The organism is Shewanella piezotolerans WP3 (assembly GCF_000014885.1).
In the GTDB taxonomy this organism is placed as follows: Bacteria; Pseudomonadota; Gammaproteobacteria; order Enterobacterales; family Shewanellaceae; genus Shewanella; species Shewanella piezotolerans.
Window position 1 is genome coordinate 472,297 of record NC_011566.1, and the last position, 18,645, is coordinate 490,941.

17 protein-coding genes and 1 pseudogene are annotated in these 18,645 nt (G+C 43.8%); 10 read left to right on the top strand and 8 right to left on the bottom strand.

Annotated elements, in window-relative coordinates:
• Position 1: 1 nt before the first annotated feature.
• The 3 genes from ubiE to rraA form a co-directional block, all read right to left on the bottom strand.
• Positions 2 to 757, bottom strand: a complete 756-nt coding sequence (gene ubiE / locus SWP_RS02070; RefSeq protein ID WP_020910663.1) for a bifunctional demethylmenaquinone methyltransferase/2-methoxy-6-polyprenyl-1,4-benzoquinol methylase UbiE — start codon at positions 755 to 757, stop codon at positions 2 to 4.
• A gap of 244 nt (positions 758 to 1,001) precedes the next feature.
• Positions 1,002 to 2,033: a formimidoylglutamase gene (locus SWP_RS02075; RefSeq protein WP_044555569.1), complete on the bottom strand. Its 1,032-nt coding sequence runs from the start codon at positions 2,031 to 2,033 to the stop codon at positions 1,002 to 1,004.
• 199 nt (positions 2,034 to 2,232) lie between these two features.
• Positions 2,233 to 2,718, bottom strand: coding sequence for a ribonuclease E activity regulator RraA (gene rraA / locus SWP_RS02085; RefSeq protein WP_020910666.1), 486 nt, complete (start codon positions 2,716 to 2,718; stop codon positions 2,233 to 2,235).
• Positions 2,719 to 3,053: 335 nt separating this feature from the next.
• Between rraA and SWP_RS02090 the strand changes: the two genes are divergently transcribed.
• From SWP_RS02090 to SWP_RS02105, 4 genes are all read left to right on the top strand, one after another.
• The gene (locus SWP_RS02090; protein ID WP_020910667.1) at positions 3,054 to 3,305 is read left to right on the top strand and encodes a YgjV family protein; all 252 of its coding nucleotides are present in this window, start codon (positions 3,054 to 3,056) and stop codon (positions 3,303 to 3,305) included.
• A gap of 996 nt (positions 3,306 to 4,301) precedes the next feature.
• On the top strand, positions 4,302 to 4,814 hold the full coding sequence (locus SWP_RS02095) for a phosphatase PAP2 family protein (protein ID WP_020910669.1): 513 nt from the start codon (positions 4,302 to 4,304) through the stop codon (positions 4,812 to 4,814).
• A 9-nt stretch (positions 4,815 to 4,823) separates the two neighbouring features.
• The gene (locus tag SWP_RS02100; RefSeq protein WP_044555572.1) at positions 4,824 to 5,879 is read left to right on the top strand and encodes an MJ1255/VC2487 family glycosyltransferase; all 1,056 of its coding nucleotides are present in this window, start codon (positions 4,824 to 4,826) and stop codon (positions 5,877 to 5,879) included.
• Positions 5,880 to 5,966: 87 nt separating this feature from the next.
• Entirely contained in the window at positions 5,967 to 6,638 is a 672-nt protein-coding gene (locus tag SWP_RS02105; protein WP_044555573.1) for a Crp/Fnr family transcriptional regulator, read from the top strand.
• 39 nt (positions 6,639 to 6,677) lie between these two features.
• On the opposite strand, the gene tsgA is transcribed toward SWP_RS02105, so the two are convergent.
• From tsgA to hslV, 5 genes are all read right to left on the bottom strand, one after another.
• Complete coding sequence (gene tsgA, locus SWP_RS02110) at positions 6,678 to 7,847, bottom strand: MFS transporter TsgA (RefSeq protein ID WP_020910672.1); 1,170 nt, start codon at positions 7,845 to 7,847, stop codon at positions 6,678 to 6,680.
• 90 nt (positions 7,848 to 7,937) lie between these two features.
• Entirely contained in the window at positions 7,938 to 8,642 is a 705-nt protein-coding gene (deoD, locus tag SWP_RS02115; protein WP_020910673.1) for a purine-nucleoside phosphorylase, read from the bottom strand.
• Positions 8,643 to 8,823: 181 nt separating this feature from the next.
• A complete protein-coding gene (locus SWP_RS02120) occupies positions 8,824 to 9,216 on the bottom strand; it encodes a gamma-butyrobetaine hydroxylase family protein (protein ID WP_020910674.1) in 393 nt (130 codons plus the stop codon).
• A gap of 100 nt (positions 9,217 to 9,316) precedes the next feature.
• Positions 9,317 to 10,642: an ATP-dependent protease ATPase subunit HslU gene (gene hslU / locus SWP_RS02125; protein ID WP_020910675.1), complete on the bottom strand. Its 1,326-nt coding sequence runs from the start codon at positions 10,640 to 10,642 to the stop codon at positions 9,317 to 9,319.
• 51 nt (positions 10,643 to 10,693) lie between these two features.
• Positions 10,694 to 11,218, bottom strand: coding sequence for an ATP-dependent protease subunit HslV (hslV, locus tag SWP_RS02130; protein ID WP_020910676.1), 525 nt, complete (start codon positions 11,216 to 11,218; stop codon positions 10,694 to 10,696).
• Positions 11,219 to 11,739: 521 nt separating this feature from the next.
• On the opposite strand from hslV, the gene SWP_RS02135 reads away from it, so the two are divergent.
• The 6 genes and pseudogenes from SWP_RS02135 to SWP_RS02160 all read left to right on the top strand — a co-directional run bounded on the left by SWP_RS02135 (position 11,740) and on the right by SWP_RS02160 (position 18,468).
• Positions 11,740 to 14,832, top strand: coding sequence for a DUF6531 domain-containing protein (locus tag SWP_RS02135; protein WP_020910677.1), 3,093 nt, complete (start codon positions 11,740 to 11,742; stop codon positions 14,830 to 14,832).
• 115 nt (positions 14,833 to 14,947) lie between these two features.
• On the top strand, positions 14,948 to 15,706 hold the full coding sequence (locus SWP_RS02140; protein ID WP_020910678.1) for an RHS repeat domain-containing protein: 759 nt from the start codon (positions 14,948 to 14,950) through the stop codon (positions 15,704 to 15,706).
• 1 nt (position 15,707) lies between these two features.
• Positions 15,708 to 16,319, top strand: a complete 612-nt coding sequence (locus SWP_RS02145; protein ID WP_020910679.1) for an ankyrin repeat domain-containing protein — start codon at positions 15,708 to 15,710, stop codon at positions 16,317 to 16,319.
• Between the two features lie 451 nt (positions 16,320 to 16,770).
• A complete protein-coding gene (locus SWP_RS02150; protein WP_187148532.1) occupies positions 16,771 to 17,232 on the top strand; it encodes an ankyrin repeat domain-containing protein in 462 nt (153 codons plus the stop codon).
• Between the two features lie 257 nt (positions 17,233 to 17,489).
• Positions 17,490 to 18,029, top strand: a pseudogene (locus SWP_RS24695) (RHS repeat-associated core domain-containing protein); the annotation flags it as partial.
• Positions 17,968 to 18,468, top strand: a complete 501-nt coding sequence (locus tag SWP_RS02160) for a hypothetical protein (protein ID WP_143711157.1) — start codon at positions 17,968 to 17,970, stop codon at positions 18,466 to 18,468. The pseudogene SWP_RS24695 and the gene SWP_RS02160, both read left to right, overlap by 62 nt.
• Positions 18,469 to 18,645 lie beyond the last annotated feature (177 nt).

The following is an 18,645-nucleotide window of genomic DNA, read 5'->3' on the forward strand; positions in this document are numbered from 1 at the left end:
ATCAGAATTTGTAACCTTTATGCAACGCCACGATACCGTCAGTCATGTTGGTATAGTTTACCTGTTCAAATCCAGCATCGACCATCATCTGCTTAAGAGTCTCTTGGTCAGGGTGCATGCGGATTGATTCAGCAAGGTATTCGTAACTATCTGCATCTTGAGTTATCAGTGCGCCCATTTTTGGCATCACTTTAAAGCTATATAGATCATAAACTTTACGCATTATGTCATGCTTCGGCTTAGAGAACTCAAGGATAAGTAATTTTCCACCAGGCTTTAACACTCTCAACATAGACGCAATCGCTGCATCTTTGTCAGTCACATTACGAAGACCAAACGCGATAGTGATGATATCAAAGTGGTTGTCTGGGAATGGCAGTGCTTCAGCATTTGCTTGCACATAGTTCACGTTGCCAACAATACCTTTATCACGCAGCTTCTCGCGGCCGACCTTCAGCATTGAATCATTGATATCCGCTAAGGTGACTTGACCTTTTTCACCAACAATGTGAGAAAATTTGGCTGTCAGATCGCCTGTGCCACCTGCTAAATCAAGCACCTTCATACCTGGACGTGCACCAGCACTTTCGATGGTGAAACGTTTCCACATACGGTGGATACCAAAAGACATCACATCATTCATGATGTCGTATTTAGCGGCAACAGAATGGAATACGCCAGCGACCATATCGGCCTTTTGCTCAGCTTCAACTGTCTTGTAACCGAAGTGAGTGCTCTTTGGAGTTTCCTCTGACATCTATCTATTCCTATACGTTAACTGTTGAATTATGGCGATTGTAAGTCATCAAGCCGAATTGCTGAATCTTTCATCTATCACTATGTGATGGATCTATCAATCAGCCAGTGGATCTAGCGAAAATATGCAAAGATGCAGGCAATCGTAAAATTGACTGCGCATTACACCATAATCACGACGAATGTTGAATCGTTATTATACCGATTGCAGCGAGTATCTGCTGGTTAAGTACTTTAATTGCTCGCTAAAGAGCATTAATACGTCCGTGGATATAGCTATAGATCAACTCGCTGATACTTTGCCCTGTTTCGCGGTAGCCTGCCTCAACACCAGCGACGTGGCAACTCGGTGCTGCTTCTGCTAAATGTAGGTATGCACAAGGGCAGTGTTTTGCGACATAACTAACATAGAACAAGGCGTCGAGCAGCGGCACTCCTGCTGCTGTTGAGGCGCTGCTCGGCATATTGGTGATAGCATCTAAATCGAGCTCTATGGCTACGGGTAACTGGCTGTTGTTAAGCTCTTTAGTGATGGATTTTAGTGCGGTATCTAAAGCGAGTTCTCGTCTCACCCAGATCTGCTGAAAAGTGTGCCAATCACCACCAAAAGCTTTAAGTTGCTCTAAAGTCGCTTCACTATTTTTGAGTTCGTGAAGACCTAGCACATGATAAAGCCCTAGGGCACCAGACGCAGCAGCGTAGCTAAATCCATTACCACTATGACGACCTTCTCTTGGTCTAAAGTCTGAATGTGGATCAAGGTTCACCGCAGCAATAGGGCGTTTATGACTGGCTTTCGCCGCCATGAGTAATCCATAAGCATTGTTATGGCCGCCACCAATCACAATGGGCTCAAGTCCGGCTTGCATAACTTGTGATAATACTGCGATGACGCGTTTGTCTAACTGTTCCACATTCTGGCGAAGTTGCTCAGCGTTGCTACCATCTGGCAGTTGTAAGTCAGTGGTTTCTATCTGCCCTAACAGTAAACACTCACAGCCCTCTAAGAAACGGTTAGATTGCATGTTGATAAACTGCTGTATGGCGCTGTCAAAAGCATCGGTGGAGCCGCCGCGACCTAAATTGGCACGAGGGCCGATGTCTTCACCAATACCAATGATCGCGAAACGGCAACCTGCTGTTTTAGCTTGGGTTAGCTCCGCAGTAAGTGCGTTACTGACTGGAATGCGCAAACGTTGACCTAGTTTAGTTTCACCATCTCTTGGGCTCAGTAAGTCGGCTAACTTAGCGCTTGTGAAAGGGGATAAATACTGCATTTTATTATTCTTATGGTTTAAAGCGAGATGGACGGTAGTGTAATACCAATCGTTGTTCTTTGCCAAAATGTATACTGAATCGCTGGTTCCGCGTTATCAATAGGCCTTGTTGCGGCAACTGCAGCCATTAAAAAAGCCAGCGGATTAGGCTGGCTTAACTGGTCGAATTGAAAAGAGCTGCACTCTTTACAACTCATCGCTAGTCAATATCAAGCGGCTCTGGAGACAAAATAATACCAGTGTTATCGGCATAAACATGGTCACCTGGCAAGAAGGTCACACCGCCAAAGTTGACTGGGATTTCAGGCTCGCCAACTGCATTGCCATCGGCACCAACTGGAATCGATGCTAAAGCTTGCACGCCAATATCTAAATCTTCTAATGCATCAACATCGCGAACAGAGCCGTAGATGATGATTCCTTCCCAGTTATTATCGACTGCAACTTGAGCGATTGAAGAATCGAGCAGAGCACGACGTAATGAACCACCACCATCAACCAGTAGTACTTTACCTTCGCCATCTTCTTGAAGAGCATCAATGATCAGGCCATTATCTTCGAAACATTTGATGGTGCTGATAGAGCCACCAAAAGAGTTACAACCACCGTAATTACTGAACATGGGTTCGACAACATCAACGACATCGATATAAGTGTCACAAAGTTCTGAGGTGTTGTATTCCATAAGAACGCTCCTGCTGGATAGGCGTAGCTCATCAATCTGAGCAAATAAGTAATTTAAACCAGTATATAAGGGATTCTTGAAAAGAAAAGTGTTATCAATCACGCAATTGTCTATAAAGGCAACGTTTGAGTGAGTTGTGGTAATATTTCAACAGCTAGATTACTAAAACAGCAAAAACATGACTCAGGTCATTATATAACGTTTTTTTATTACCAATTTGGTTCAATTTTGTTAGCATGCATGCAGATATATTAACTTAACTTAATTTTGAGTCGCTTTAGGGGCACGGATCCCCCAGTTAGCTTAAGGAAGGCAGAGGGCCTAAAAGGTGCCTTATGGAAGCTATTAATACTATTGAAATCATTGGTTACGCTGCGTCAGTGATGGTCGCAATTTCACTTATGATGAAAGACATCATCTGGTTGAGATGTTTAAACTTTACTGGTTGTTCACTGTTCGTCATTTACGGTGCATCAATTGAGGCTTGGCCTGTAGCAGGTATGAACGCTTTCGTGGCGTGTATTAATATCTACCACCTACTAAAGATCTACCGCAATCGTAACAATGCTGAACTTGCTGCTGATTAAACTCGTTTAAAATTATACTAGCCTGATTGTCTTTCGATGATTGGGCTAGCAGATTGACTCCTCTTTGTTAAATCCCGCTGTTTATACCAATCGTTATAAGTAGCTGCTCTACTCAGAGTGTAATTCAAGGTGAATAATACCAATTGCATTAAAAGTTTGACCATTCAGCGGGAATTCAAAACGTTGTAGGCAAGTAGTGGAATTTGAGCTAATAGTTATTCTATATCCAAATCCCATAGCGAAGCATACAGCGTTTTTGAAACCCGCACTACGTGAGCCCTTCAGTCTTTCCACTTCTGCTTTGCATTGGCTTAAAAGGGAATAACCATTTCTTTACCAATGCGCTTTGAATTGAAAAGGCTGAGGGGCTCTGAAATGGTCAAATACTTAATGCAATTGGTATAATTGCCTTAATAGTTGTTTCCTTTTGCATTTATCCAACCCCGAAGTAGAAAGCTAAAAATACTCTTTTCAGGCGAGTTTTAGCAGCTCTAATGCTGCGTTAATGAGCTTGAATGTAGAGCAACAAAACCGCTGAACTCTCACTGAGCGACCAAACCTTTATACCCATCCGACCTGAAATTGCAGGATTCAGTGGGAGTTTAATGGGCTTTAGTCACAGGTTCATTGCACCATGCTGAACCTAAGCACCTACACCCATGTAGGCGAGGCATTGATTGCAGCTAATGGTCGCTGCCTTGGTAAAATCAATAACACAGAGTAAAACCCATGCTTTTTATATAAGAAACGCCCATCGAAGAAGGGGTTGTGCCAGCCCACTTCGTTGTTGCACTCACTTAAAAGGGAATAACCATTTCTACGTTAACGCGCCTAAAATTGAACTAGCACAACACCTCTGAAACGAGCATATTCAAGTGGGATGGGTATATACCGAACGGTATAATTTCTCTATGTCATAAAACTTTAGACTCTTTGTCACTTAGGCGTCACGGACATTTCATAGCTTGCTATCAAACAATGTTTTGGGAGCTTGTAATGTTCGCCTCAATTTCTAGGTTAGACAAAAACGGCTATCAGTTTGTTGTACGCCTTGGGCAAGATAATGGCCTACAGCCATTAGCATTATCGTTATCCTCTTCGGGGAACGGTCCGGTTTATCTCTATGTTGCGCTACTATTTTTATTGTTAGACAGCAATGGCGAGTCTTTGCTTAACATGCTGCTAGCAGCCTACTTGGTTGAACTGCCGCTGTACTTTATTCTTAAAAACCTCATACGCAGACAACGACCTTGCCATGCTTTAGCTGACGGTGTTGCGCGTTTTGAACCAGCGGATAAATTCAGTTTGCCATCTGGCCATACTGCGGCTGCATTTGTGATGGCGAGCAGTATCTATCTGCTCTATCCACCACTGTTCTATGTGGCAACCCTATGGGCAATTGGTATTGGTTTATCGCGGGTCATCCTCGGGGTTCACTACCCACTAGACATTATCGCTGGAGCGGCACTCGGTGTGTTTTCTGTAGCATTGAGTCAGCAGCTATTTTAGGAGAGAGCATTGAAAATCCTTTATGGAGTACAAGGTACGGGCAATGGCCACTTAAGCCGCGCTAGAGTGATGGCCAAAGCGATGCAAAAACAGGGCGTCGATGTCGACTTTTTCTTTTCAGGCCGCTCTGCAGAGCAGTTTTTTGATATGCAATGTTTTGGTCAATACCGAGTGCAATCTGGGCTGACATTCGCGACTCATAATGGTCGAGTCAATGTGGCACAGACTGCTAAAATGAATGCATGGCTTGGGTTTATTAAGGATGTGAAAAACCTCGATTTAAGCGCTTATGACTTGGTTCTGAATGATTATGAGCCGGTGTCAGCTTGGGCAGCCAAGAATCAAGGAATACTATCGATAGGAATAAGTCATCAAGCCGCGTTAAATTTTGCAGTTCCCAAAGCGGGTGATAGCTGGTTTAACGAAACAATGCTGAACTACTTTGCTCCGGTTGATATTGCACTGGGCTGCCATTGGCATCACTTTGGTTTTCCTATTTTGCCGCCTTTTGTTGAGGTAGATAAAATTGATAGGGTTTTGTCATCCCAAGTGTTGGTATACCTACCTTTTGAGTCGCCGCAATCGATTGTTGACTTTCTAAGGCCATTTTCAGAGTGCACATTCTTGGTTTATCACGCTGGTCGAAGTCCACAAATTTTACCTGCTCATATAAAGTGGCACGGCTTCGATAGAGAGGGGTTTAAAGCCGCGATGGCCAGTTGCGGCGGCGTGATTGGTAATGCTGGTTTTGAGCTGGCGAGTGAGGCGCTGACATTAGGGAAGAAGTTACTGATAAAACCTTTGCTTGGCCAGTTTGAACAGTTATCCAATGTTGCGGCGCTTGAGCTACTTGGCGCTGCAGAGTGCATGAAGTCGAGTCTTGAGCCCCAAGCGTTACGCCGGTGGTTAAAAGCGCCTATGCCAGAACCTATTAGTTATCCTGAGGTTGGGGATGCGCTAGTGAGCTGGATACTTAAAGGTGACTGGCGTGATCCAGAGGCTTTATGCCAGTCACTTTGGTCACAAGTTAATTTACCATTAGGTTGGCAAAAAAAGAGTGGTTAAGCAGTAACTTTAAAAAGGGATATTGGCAAGTGACTTGAGTATACTGGTTAAGTCTTTCGCCAAACGACTATTTCGACCGATAATATTATGCAGCTAAAACCACTTGAAAAAGGACGCTTTCACGCGTTATGGCAACAAGAACATGATGCCATCGAGCAGATCATGCGCGAGTGTATTACCGAAACAAAAACTGTTCCCGCTCAATTTAAGCTAATGCAGCAGGGGCAGCAGGTGAACGACTTGTACTTGGTGCCCCATGGGCGGATCTCTATGGGCTACACCGCCAGAAACGGTCGCAGCTTTCAACTTGGTACTATGACCTGTGATTCACAGCTTTTTGGTGAGATGGAGTTTTTTACCGACTACTTGTGCCAGCTGGATATTGTTGCTGAAGAGCCATTAGAGTTGACGGTTATCAATGGTGAGAAACTACAGCAAGCCCTACTGAAAACACCGCAGTTTGCGCTATTTTTTGCCAGTGCAATTGCAATTGATTATCAAGATACCGTTGATATTTTTACCCGAAGAATGCTTTACCCCATCGCTTACAATATCGCTTACGATCTCTATCATCAGTATTTAAAAGATCAGCCAGTTGAAGGTTTTACAAAGTGCTACTTAGAGGCTGAGCGTTTTGCGACAACCGATAGGGTATATCGCCGAGCGGTTAAAAAACTGGAAGACTTACAGTTGATTAAGCGTGATAAAGAGGGCTTGGTTATTTGCGATCTAGAAGGGTTGAAGGCTTTTATAGAATAATCCCCAAGCATAAACTTGGGGATTATCTTTTATCAGAGCTTAAGCTGCTTGAGTCGACATCGCCGCTTTTTGTTTGTTAGAGATAAGCAACATCGCGATAATTAGCCCGTAGATAACAGGGATGGCGTACATTACTGTTTGTAGGCCAATGATGCTTTCAAACATTGAGCTAATCGCTGGGCTGAACATTGCACCAGCACTACCACTTATCAGGATGTAAGAGACATTGCGGCTGCTGGCAGTTTTAACAAATGACACACCGTAAGCGATAAAGGCGTTGTAAAGTGCGGCACAGGCAAAACCGTAACCGTAGGTTAGGTAGCCAATCCAAGCTAAGTTCTCAGTCGTCACGATCATGGCGGTGATAATCAGCGCCAGTGAAATCATGCCGGTGATAAAGTGCTGGATCTTCACTCTTGATACAATCACTGTTGATACGAGTGCGCCAATAAGTGCCGCTGACCAGTATTGAGTAATAATGTTTCCCGCTTCTTCGAAGGGAATATTAAATTTCTCTTTGACGAACATCGGCGCCCAAGTGAGGAAGGTGTATAGCGCTAGCATACCCAGAAACAAGCCTAGGCCACCGCTAATGATGCCAAGGTTCCACTCAGACTCATCTTTGCCTGTGTCGCTTGATGTTTGGCTTTCAACCAGTGAGAAGTTAGTCGCAAGTGCAATTGCGGCAGTCGCCAGTGCTACAATACCCACGGCTAAATAGCTGTAGCTCCAAGAAAGCGCATTGCTTAATGCGTAGGTCGTGATAAGTGGGAAAACCACTCCCGCAACGTTAAAGGTAGCGTCTTGTACCACTAGCATGGTGCTTTGAATTTTGTCTTTCCAAACAGATACCACAATCGTGCCAGCGATACATAGACCAACGCCACCACAAAGGCCAATAACGGTCATGGCGATCATCACCACAGAAAGTGAGCTGGTGAAATGCAGCGCTGCAGCACTGAGTGCAATACTGAAATAGCTTATAAGGGTTATGCGTTTTACACCGATTTTTTCAATCAAGAAAAAGGCAGCAATGGTGCCCGCTAGTGCACCGCCGTTGAGTAGCGAGAAGATAGAAGCGACTTCATTAACGTTGGCAGAAAACTTCTCTGCAATTGGTTCAATTAACATACCAAATTGGGTTGCAAAGCCTGCCATGACAAAATTGGCTAAAAAACTGAGCAATGTTAAGGATATTTTATTTTTCATCATCTGTTCCTAGATCTAATTTGCTGTATCAAATATTCATCGTGATAAAGTTAAGCCGCATGACAAGGAGTATCATACGGCTTAAAACTGTTACTGACAGGCTGTTTCTAATGCCAGCTCAATCATCTGATTAAAGGTTAACTGACGGGCCTCTGCACTGGTCTCTTCGCCAGTTAAGCAGTGGTCAGATACCGTTAGAATCGCTAACGACTCGAACCCTAGGTGGTGGGCTAGGCCATATAGTCCAGCAACCTCCATATCAACACCCAATACGCCAAAGCGCTCTAGCGCAGGGATCATATCTTCATCGGGGTCGTAGTACATGTCGCCACTGAATACGTTACCGACTTTGACATTGATCTGCTTTTGCTCGGCGATTGTGTAGGCTTTGTGTAGTAGATCAAATGTAGCAGATGTCGCCATTTGGTAACCGCTGCTGCGCTTAGCATTGGTTGGCGAATCCGTGCCAGCGGCTTGTGCTAGAATAACATCATTAATTTTGACATCTTGCTGTGTAGCCCCAAGGCTGCCAACTCGAATGATGCGCTTCACGTTAAAATCAGTGACCAATTCGTGGGCGTACAACACCATAGAGGGGATGCCCATACCGTGTCCCATTACTGAAATACGTTGGCCTTTATAAAAACCAGTATAGCCAAACATGTTGCGGATATTGGTTACTTCTACCGCGTCATCTAGAAAGTTTTCGGCAATATATTTAGCGCGCAGTGGGTCGCCAGGCATGATCATTGTCTCGGCAAAATCACCGGCTTTACCATCGATATGTGCAGTCATGAGTAATCCTCTTTTTTGATTACAACCGATAGTAATAGCCAGATTGTGATCCGTAGAGGACATAAGTCCGCATAGGCTGATTAATACACGATATCAGCCGTTCGATCACAAAAAAGGCGCCAAACGGCGCCTTTTTGTGAAGTAAAATTGTCACTATGTAGAGCGTGACTTAGCCAAATAACTACTTATGGTATTTAACCGCCATATCGATAAGCGGCTCACGACTGGCTTTTTCAGCGCGCAGGCGAGCGAGGTATTTTTCCCACAGATCTACTTGATGGGTGGCTAAGTCATACAGCACCTTCCACGAGAACAGTCCGGTATCGTGACCATCATCGAAGGTGATTTTAACTGCGTAGTTACCTACAGGCTCAATAGCGGAGATATTAACGTTCTTTTTGTGAGTAACTAGCACCGGATTACCGTGGCCATGCACTTCTGCTGATGGTGAGTAGACTCTCAGCATTTCGCAGCTAAGTTGATAGGTTTCACCATTATCAAACTGCATCTCTAACTGGCGTGATTTACGCTTCAACTTTAAGGATTCAACATTGGGGCTATTGTCTTGGGTCATAAGTTTGCCAGTAAGTAATAGGGTCTAAAAACAGAATAGCGGTTAAGCACCTAAAAGTCCTTAACCGCCATCACTCATTGAGCATTTGCAAGTCATAACACTATAGAATAAAGCGGCTCAGATCTTCGTCTTGAACCAAGTTATCCAAATGTGCTTTCACATAATCAGCATCGACAACGGTAACAGAACCTGATTTGTCAGATGCTTCATAAGAAAGCTCTTCCATCAAGCGCTCCATCACAGTATGCAGGCGACGAGCACCGATATTTTCAGTGCGCTCATTCACTTGCCAAGCCGCTTCTGCAATTGCGTCAATGCCCGAATCTTTAAACTCAACCTCAACGCCCTCAGTGCCCATTAGCGCAACATATTGCTCAGTCAGTGATGCATGAGGTTCTGTCAAAATACGCTTAAAATCATCTGCTGATAACGCTTCAAGTTCAACGCGAATTGGTAAGCGGCCTTGTAGCTCAGGAATTAAGTCAGAGGGTTTAGACATCTGGAATGCACCAGATGCGATAAACAAGATATGGTCAGTTTTAACCATGCCGTGTTTAGTGTTAACCGTACAACCTTCAACGAGAGGCAGTAGATCGCGCTGCACACCTTCACGGGAAACATCTGGGCCTGAAGATTCGCCGCGCTTACAAATTTTATCAATTTCGTCTAAGAAAACGATGCCATGCTGCTCAACTAATTCAATAGCTTGCTCTTTTAGATCGTCAGCATTGACTAGCTTGGCAGCTTCCTCTTCGATTAATAACTTGTGAGCTTCTTTAATCGGCATCTTACGACGCTTACTTGCACCTGGCCCCATATTCTGGAACATGCTTTGTAGCTGATTAGTCATCTCTTCCATGCCTGGAGGTGACATGATCTCGATACCTGCTTGCGGTGCAGCAATGTCGATTTCAATCTCTTTGTCGTCTAACTGGCCCTCACGTAGTTTTTTACGGAACACCTGACGTGTTGCGTTATCGCTTGGCTTTTCATTGTCCCAGTCTTCCTTTGGCTTAGGCAGTAGCGCATCTAGAATACGCTCTTCAGCGGCTTCTTCGGCTCTAAACTTACATTTAGCCATCTGCTCTTCACGAGTCAGCTTAATCGCTGAATCGGTTAGATCGCGAATGATCTGTTCAACTTCTTTACCCACATAGCCGACTTCAGTAAATTTTGTCGCTTCGACTTTAATGAAAGGCGCTTTGGCTAGGCGAGCTAAACGGCGAGCGATTTCAGTTTTACCTACACCGGTTGGGCCAATCATTAGAATGTTTTTTGGAGTCACTTCTTGACGAAGATCGGCAGCGAGCTGCATACGGCGCCAGCGGTTACGCAGCGCGATAGCGACAGAGCGTTTGGCTTTTTGCTGCCCAATAATATGGCTATCAAGTTCATGCACAATCTCGCGGGGTGTCATTTCAGACATATTCTTTCCTCATGCTTAAGCATCAGTGTTTAGTGCTAAACGAAAGTTCGCTTAGTACTTTAATTCTTCGATGGTCTTAAATTGGTTGGTGAACACGCAAATGTCACCTGCAATTGTCAGTGATTTTTCAGCGATTTCAAGCGCGCTAAGCTCGGTGTTCTCTAGCAGAGCCGTAGCTGCTGACTGGGCAAAGTTGCCGCCAGAACCGATAGCGATTAAGTCATTTTCAGGCTGAACCACATCGCCGTTACCGGTGATGATTAGTGAAGCTTCACCATCAGCTACAGCCAATAGTGCTTCTAGCTTGCGCAACACTTTGTCTGAGCGCCAATCTTTCGCCATTTCAACCGCAGCGCGCATTAAATGACCTTGATGCATTTCGAGTTTGGCTTCGAAACGCTCGAATAGAGTAAATGCATCTGCTGTACCGCCAGCAAAGCCTGCCAATACCTTATTGTGGTATAGACGACGAACTTTTCTAGCATTGCCTTTCATCACGGTATTACCGAGAGAAACTTGGCCATCACCGGCGATAACAACTTGGTTATTACGGCGTACTGATACGATAGTGGTCACGATAAATCCTCTTCTCTAGCCAGCGACAAGGTGCCTGCTGGTTGACGATATAACCGATATGGGGATGGATGAATAAATATCAAGGGGGAAGCTTGGATTGCAGAACATGTATACGCTTCAGCTAGCTAAAAGTGCAAACTATATAACTATTCAGGATTACAGCGTTCTGGCGATTAACGCCTTAGTAACATGAAGCACCCAAACAGAAAAGTGGGATAACGTTTCTTAAGTAAGTCGCAGTTTACTAAGAGCGCCAATAGAAGGCGCTGAAAAAGGCAAATACTCCATTCTTTTGACCTATTTTTGAACGCCTTTAAATTGTATAAAGTATCCAAAGTTGGGTTTCAGTGCATATTTTTAAAGTCGGAGTATTAGTGAATGAAATGGATTTTTAACAGCAGCCTTTTAGGCGTGCTCTTTTTTGGAGCTATGTCACAGGCTTATGGAGCGTGTCCTAGTGTAGGCGGTTCATGTCGAACTGGGTATACCAATGCGAATGGTTATAAAGCCCCTCAAAAGGTATGCTGGAACACGGTGAGCTGTGGGGCAATTGCGGTGGTGGTGATAACCCCGGTGTTGGTCACCAAGGGCCTACAGGCCCTGGGTCAGGAGGGCCTTCTGAGCGTGAAAGAGAAAAGGAAGACAAACAAGAAAACACTGAACAAAATTGTGCGGGTAACCCCGTCCTCATTGCCACTGGCACCAAATATCAAGTTGAACACGATTTTACTGTTGCCAATAGCCTACTCGGTTTTGGCCGCCTTTACTTTCAGCGCAGTCGCCATGAAGGGAGTTTAGGTAAGATTTGGCGCACCAGCTACGATTATCAGTTGGCAGTACAGGCTAACGAAATCGGTGTAAAGCAAGGCTTAACTATTTCAACGCCTGACGGCCGCCAGCAATATTTTTACCCCGTCGCTGGCACTCAGTATTGGCTTGATAGTAATGGTAAGTTGGCGGATTTGTTAACCACTGAGAGCGGTGACTGGGTATTTAAGCAAGGCGAAGTAACGTTTAATTTTAACGCCAAAGGCCAATTGATCGCCATGAGTAATGATAATGAAGCGATTAACCTTCTGTATCAGCATGGCAGGTTAGCTGAGGTGGTGAGCACAACTCATCGCTCAATTCAATTTAGTTACCATGATTCAGGCCTTTTATCGCAGGTAACAGACGCCAATGGCGCAGCATACACCTATGACTATAGCCACAACGGTTTATTGAGCCAAGTGAGCTTCCCCGGCGGTAATCACAAGCGCTACTTTTATGAAGACCAACGTCACCCAAGTGCATTAACCGCCATAGATATCAACGATAAAAACTATGCTAGCTGGCAGTATGATGAGCAAGGCAGAGCGATTAGCAGTGAGCATGCCGATGGCGCTGAGCGCACTGAATTTGCTTACCTTGGCGATTTAAAAACCACAGTCACCAATGCGTTAGGTAAGCAAACCACTTATCAGTTTACTGAAATTAACGGTCAAAAAGTGGCGACTGAAATCACCGGCCACGCCGGTAATTATTGCAGCAGCGCCAACCAAGGCTATGAGTATGATGATTACGGCCGCCAAACCAGTCAAACCGACTGGAATGGGTTCGTCACTACCACCGCTTATAACGAACGTGGATTGATCACCGAAAGCGTGCTTGGCGCTGGCAGTGCTTCTACCATCAGTAAGCAAACTGAGTGGCATGCAACATTAGACAAGCCTGCAAAAGTCACCACAGCTGGAAGCATCACCGAGTTTAGCTATGCTAATAACGGCGATTTAACGCTAAAGCTGCAAACCGATAGACTAACTGGCGAGCAGCGTCAATGGCGCTATGACTATGCGTATCACGACAATCGTATGCTCGCCAAACTGACGATAGATGGCCCACGTGATGACGTTAGCGATATCACTGTGACTCGGTTTGATCTACAAGGTAACACCCTTAGCCAAACTAACGCATTAGGTCATCAGGTACAGTATGGTGACTACGATCAAATGGGTAACCCAGGCTACAAAGTCAATATCAACGGCGTGACAACCGAGTTTGACTATGATGCTCGCGGTCGTATGCTTGAAAGCCGTTTGCTAACCGCAACGCCTGCCATTACCCGATATCAGTATAATGCCATGGGCCAGCTGATTAAAACGACGAGACCTAAGGGTGACAGTTACCAATATGAGTACGATGCGGCCTATCGAAAAATTAGCGAGAGTGATGCGCAGGGGCAAACTAAACGCTGGCTACTGGACGCGGCAGGTAATGCGCTAGAAAGCAGCATTACAGGCGAGAGTCATGCTTGGCAAATTGAGACCTGCTTAAGCAGTGCCGCCTGCCTGTTAAACGCAACTCAAATCACTGAGCAAGTTGATGATTACAGGCAACAGCGTGTATTCGACAGCTTAAGCAGAGTGGTTGAAAGTCGTGAATCGGGCAGCCTAAATAGCCGTAATGAATACGATGTACAAGGCAACCTGCTATCCACCACTGATGCTAGCGGTAACCAAATCCATTTTAGCTATGATCAATTCAACCGCAAAATAGCGCAAACTAACGCATTGGGCCATAGCAGTACTTTCGCTTATAACGCCCAGGGGCAATTAAGCACTGTGACCGATGCGAGAGGCAATGTCACTGAATATCAGTACAATGGCTTTGGCGAAAAAGTGGCGCAAGTCAGCCCTGATGGTGGCACAAATCAATACCAGTATCTTGCCGGGTTAATGATCAGTGAAACAACTGCTAACGGTATCGTGCGTCAATACAAATATGATCCCCTCAACCGCCTCAGTGAGGTATCAGAAAACTTTCAAGCTGTTTTCAGTTATGTATACGACAGTTGTAACTATGGCATCGGCAAGCTGTGCCAAACACAACAAGATGATAACAACCATAGCCGTTACAGCTATCAACCGTCTGGTCAGCTATTTGAACTGCGAAGCCGCATAGATGGAAATGAGTATGTGCAGCAATGGCAGTATGACCTAAATGGCAATATTACCGAGCGTTATATGCCCAGCGGGCAACGAGTTAAAAGCTGGTACAACCGCAACAACCGCTTGAGTTATATTAATTATAACGACCAAGCACTTGGCTGGGACTTTGACTACCTTGCATTTGGTCCGGTAAAAGCATGGACTAGCGCCAACCACTTAAAACATGGCATTGAGTATACTCAGCAGCGGCAGGTTAGCCAGATAGTGACTAGCAATGTACAGCATCTGCAATATCAGTACGATGAAGTCGGTAATATCAGTGCTTGGTTTAACCACGCACAACATTTTAACCAATCCTTTGCTTACGACGCACTGGGTCAAATTACCAGTATCGACAATAGTGATGGTTGGCAAGATATTAGCTATGATGCTATTGGCAATCGCTTAAGCCTCACCACGCAAACCGATAGCGACTGGTACCGCAGTGCATTTGATTCAAACCGCTTGTTGGCTATCACTGGTGCGCAGCAACGGCAGTTTGATTATGATGCCAATGGTAATATCATCAGCGAGCAAACGGCTGAAGGTGCTGCTAGCTACCAATATGGCCGCCTTAACCGAATGTTAAGCCACAGTAAAAACGGTCAAACAACTCACTATAGCTATAACGCCAAAGGCCAGCGCTAAGCAATTAGCCGATGGCAGTCGTATTCATTACCTGTATGATCAACAAGGACGATTAATTGCCGAAGCACTTAATGGCAGCGTCAATCGTGAATACGTCTATCAAAATGGTCAGTTATTGGCGCTTGTCAATTTAACGGATGCTGGCAATGAAGTTTATTACCTCAGTAATGATCACTTGGGCCGACCAGAAGTGGTAACCGACAAATACGGTGAAGTTGTCTGGCAAGCTAAAAACCTCGCCTTTGACCGTGAAGTGCTTATCGACCACGTCGGCGGGCTAAACCTTGGGCTACCGGGTCAATACTATGATAGCGAGAAGGACAGCTGGCAAAATGGCTTTAGGGATTACGATGCCAAAACCGCCAGATATCTGCAGAGTGACCCGATAGGTTTGGCGGGTGGTAACAATTTATACCGTTATGCACTCAACTCGTCGCTGATCTGGTTTGATGAAACAGGTTTAAGGCCTGAAGGAAATGGTCCTCGTGATCAAGGGCGGCCCGGTGGGCAGGAAGGTTCTTCTTCAGGTTGTAAACTTTATAGTTTCGATGCAGAACAGCAACAATATTTAAAGCTTGCAGCTCAACTAATAGAAGCGTACAAAACGCAAGCTGGTGTAATTGGTGCTATTAGCAATGGTTATGACTTGGGAGGCGCATCAGCTACTTTATTAGAAGCGGCTATAAATGATGGGTTAAGGGATATTAACTTTTTTTTAAGTACTGAAGGGAAGTATCATATACCAAGTAGTTATGTCGCAAGAGTCATTAATTGGCCTGTTTTGCAGGTTAATTGGAACCTTTATAATAGTGGCAATGATTCAGCTGAAGTTATCATGAATAATTTTATCAGTAGTCAACTGAAGGAGAAATAAAATGAGAACACTCTTGGTTTTGCTCTTTTTTACACCAATGGCACTGGCGAAAAGTAATCACTTTTCATGTTCAAACCTAAAGCATAATTTTACCGGAAGCGAGATTATCGAAGTAAAAAAACAACTTGCTAATAATGATGGTGCTCCGGTAATACCTAGTAAAGTCACACTTGCTGTCTCAATAGGAGATTTAGATTATATTAAAAAGCATAGAAGCTTTGAGGTACTAGCTGAAGCACTAGAGGTTACTTTGTCGAGTGATTTATCCTTATTTAATGACTTGTTGGCTTTACTGGAAGATAGTGATATCAACAAGCAGGGGGAAGGAAAGCCAACACTGCTTATGGTGGCAGCAGATTGTGGACAAACTCAAGCCGTAACTAAATTATTGAGTTTAGGTGCTGATATTAATCAAGGAATTGCCACCTCGGGTATTAACCCTTTAAACCAAGCTGTAATGAATCGTAATACTGTAATGGTCAGGCACCTATTAGCTAATGGGGCGGCTTGCCATAGAGCAACATTGGTAAATGGTAAAAGTGTGTTCGATTTAGCGAAAAACCAAGGCAATAAAGAGGTAAGTTTGTTACTTGATAGATGTTTAATTAAATAAAAAATACATTAACAAATACATAGCCACCCATATTAATGTTGATTAACAATGGCTGGCTTTTATTTTTTTTTGGGAAGAATAATATGAAGAGAAGATATTTTAATATTTTGACAGCTCTTGTTAATATAGCGAGTTTTTGGGTCGGTTTTAAGGTGTTTACTTTAGGAAATGATTTTTTATTGTTGCTGCAATTATTGTTTGGTTGGTTTTAATTAAGCTTATGAGCTTTATAAAGGTCAGGGAGTGAAGTGGCTAATAAAAATATAGACTGGAACAGTTATGCTTCTTCCGGTGACAGTGATGCAACTGTGTTTTCTAATTTTGCAATTTCGATTGGGGGTAAATGATTATGAAATATATGATCAGCATATTGTTACTTTTTGCTAGTGCATACCCAGCAAAAGCTGCTACAGAAATTGTTAAGCAGTCTTGCTTGAGCTCTAAACAATTCATGTCTGAACAAGATATTATGGTTGCCCAAGAGTATTTGTATGGTTTAGGGCCGCAACAAAAGATATTTGCCGCAAGTAAAGGTGAGCTGGCGGTCGTATTGAACGATTTGGACTACATTAATCAGCTTAGTGATAAAGAGGAACTGTTTAACGCTTATTACGCTACGTTAGCAACAAGACCTGAAATGGCTACAAAGGTAGTTGCACAGTTTGATGATGCTAATTATCAAACCGCTTCGGGTATGAGTTTGCTGATGGCTGCTGCTGAATGTGGCAATTTAGATATAATGACTATCCTGTTGGCTGAGGGCGCTAATATCAATGTAAAAATGGCTACTAGTCAATATGATGCCCTAATGGTAGCAGTGATAGCTAAGGAAGCTGAGAGTGTACGCTTTTTAATTGAAAATGGAGCTGACTGTAAAAGTTCGATATTAGCCAACGGCATGACCCTCTTATAAGTTGCCAAACGTTTATCAACGCCTCAAATCAGCTTGCTCATACAGCAGTGTGTATCGTTTCCACAAACATAATAAGCTACTTGATTATAAGATAGGACAGGCATATTTTTATGTTTGTTCTGTTTTTGAATATATCAATCGGATAGCTATCTGATGTGGTATGGCAAGCTAAAAACCTCGCCTTTGACCGTTAAGTGCTTATCGACCACGTCGGCGGTCTAAACCTTGGATTACCGGGGCAATAATATGATAGCGAGAAGGACAGCTGGCAAAATGGCTTTAGGGATTACGATGCCAAAACCGCCAGGTATCTGCAGAGTGACCCGATAGGTTTGGCGGGAGGGATGAATACTTATATCTATGTGGGAGGCAATCCATTGAGTTACTTTGACCCTCTGGGTTTGGCAAAAGTGTGCTACAGAGCATTGGATAATACTCCATTCGTGATAGGCGAAAGGGGAAGTGGGGCGGATAGGGATAACAATATAATTGGCCATCAACAAATCTTTTTTGAGGATGACGTTGGTGGGAATGTGGGCTTTGGGCCTGGAGGCTTAATTATTAATGAGAATAGGGGGGGGGATTATGGTCGATGCCAAGGTGGGTATGATGATGAAAAAATGAGAAAAGCCGTTGCAATGACTGAAGCCGGAGATTATTCCTTTTGGTTAAATGATAATAATTGTCAGATTATGTCGATAACGTTCTTGAAAACTATTATAAATTGGAGTGACTATGAAAAAAGTTTATTTCATACCCATGATTACCCTCTTCTTTGTATTATTCTTCCCTCATGAAATTTATAGGGTTTTGGATTTAATTACGGAGGGGAGGGGGAGGTTTTCACCTGTGGTCGAGCAACACTTAGCTCCGGGTGGTGATATTGACATAAAATTTTCTGTGCCTCGTTCTGGTTATTATGAATTTGGCTTCAATATTGATAAAGAAGGTCAATTTGTTACTGAGTTAAAGGATATAAATTTGGCTGGAGAGGTCACGGTCTACAATAGTGAAAATGATGTTGTAATTAGCTCTCAGATAAACTCTCCTATTCACTATCGAATCTTTGGTGATAGTTTGGGGGCTAAAAGCTCTTTAAAACGCGTGGTGCTTTTTGTTATTCCTATTAATACAGTTTTAGATGGTGATAGCTTTCGTATTAAATTTAAATTAGAGAGGGCTGAGTCGGGTGAATACTTCGATAATGCTTATGTTTCAATCAGTGCCGTGTATTGATGTTAAATAAAAACACGTTATAAGATAGGACAGGCATATTTTTATGCTTGTTCTGTTTATTTCAATATTTTGAGCTGATAGCTATCTGATGTGGTATGGCAAGCTAAAAACCTCGCCTTTGACCGTGAAGTGCTTATCGACCACGTCGGCGGACTAAACCTTGGATTACCGGGTTAA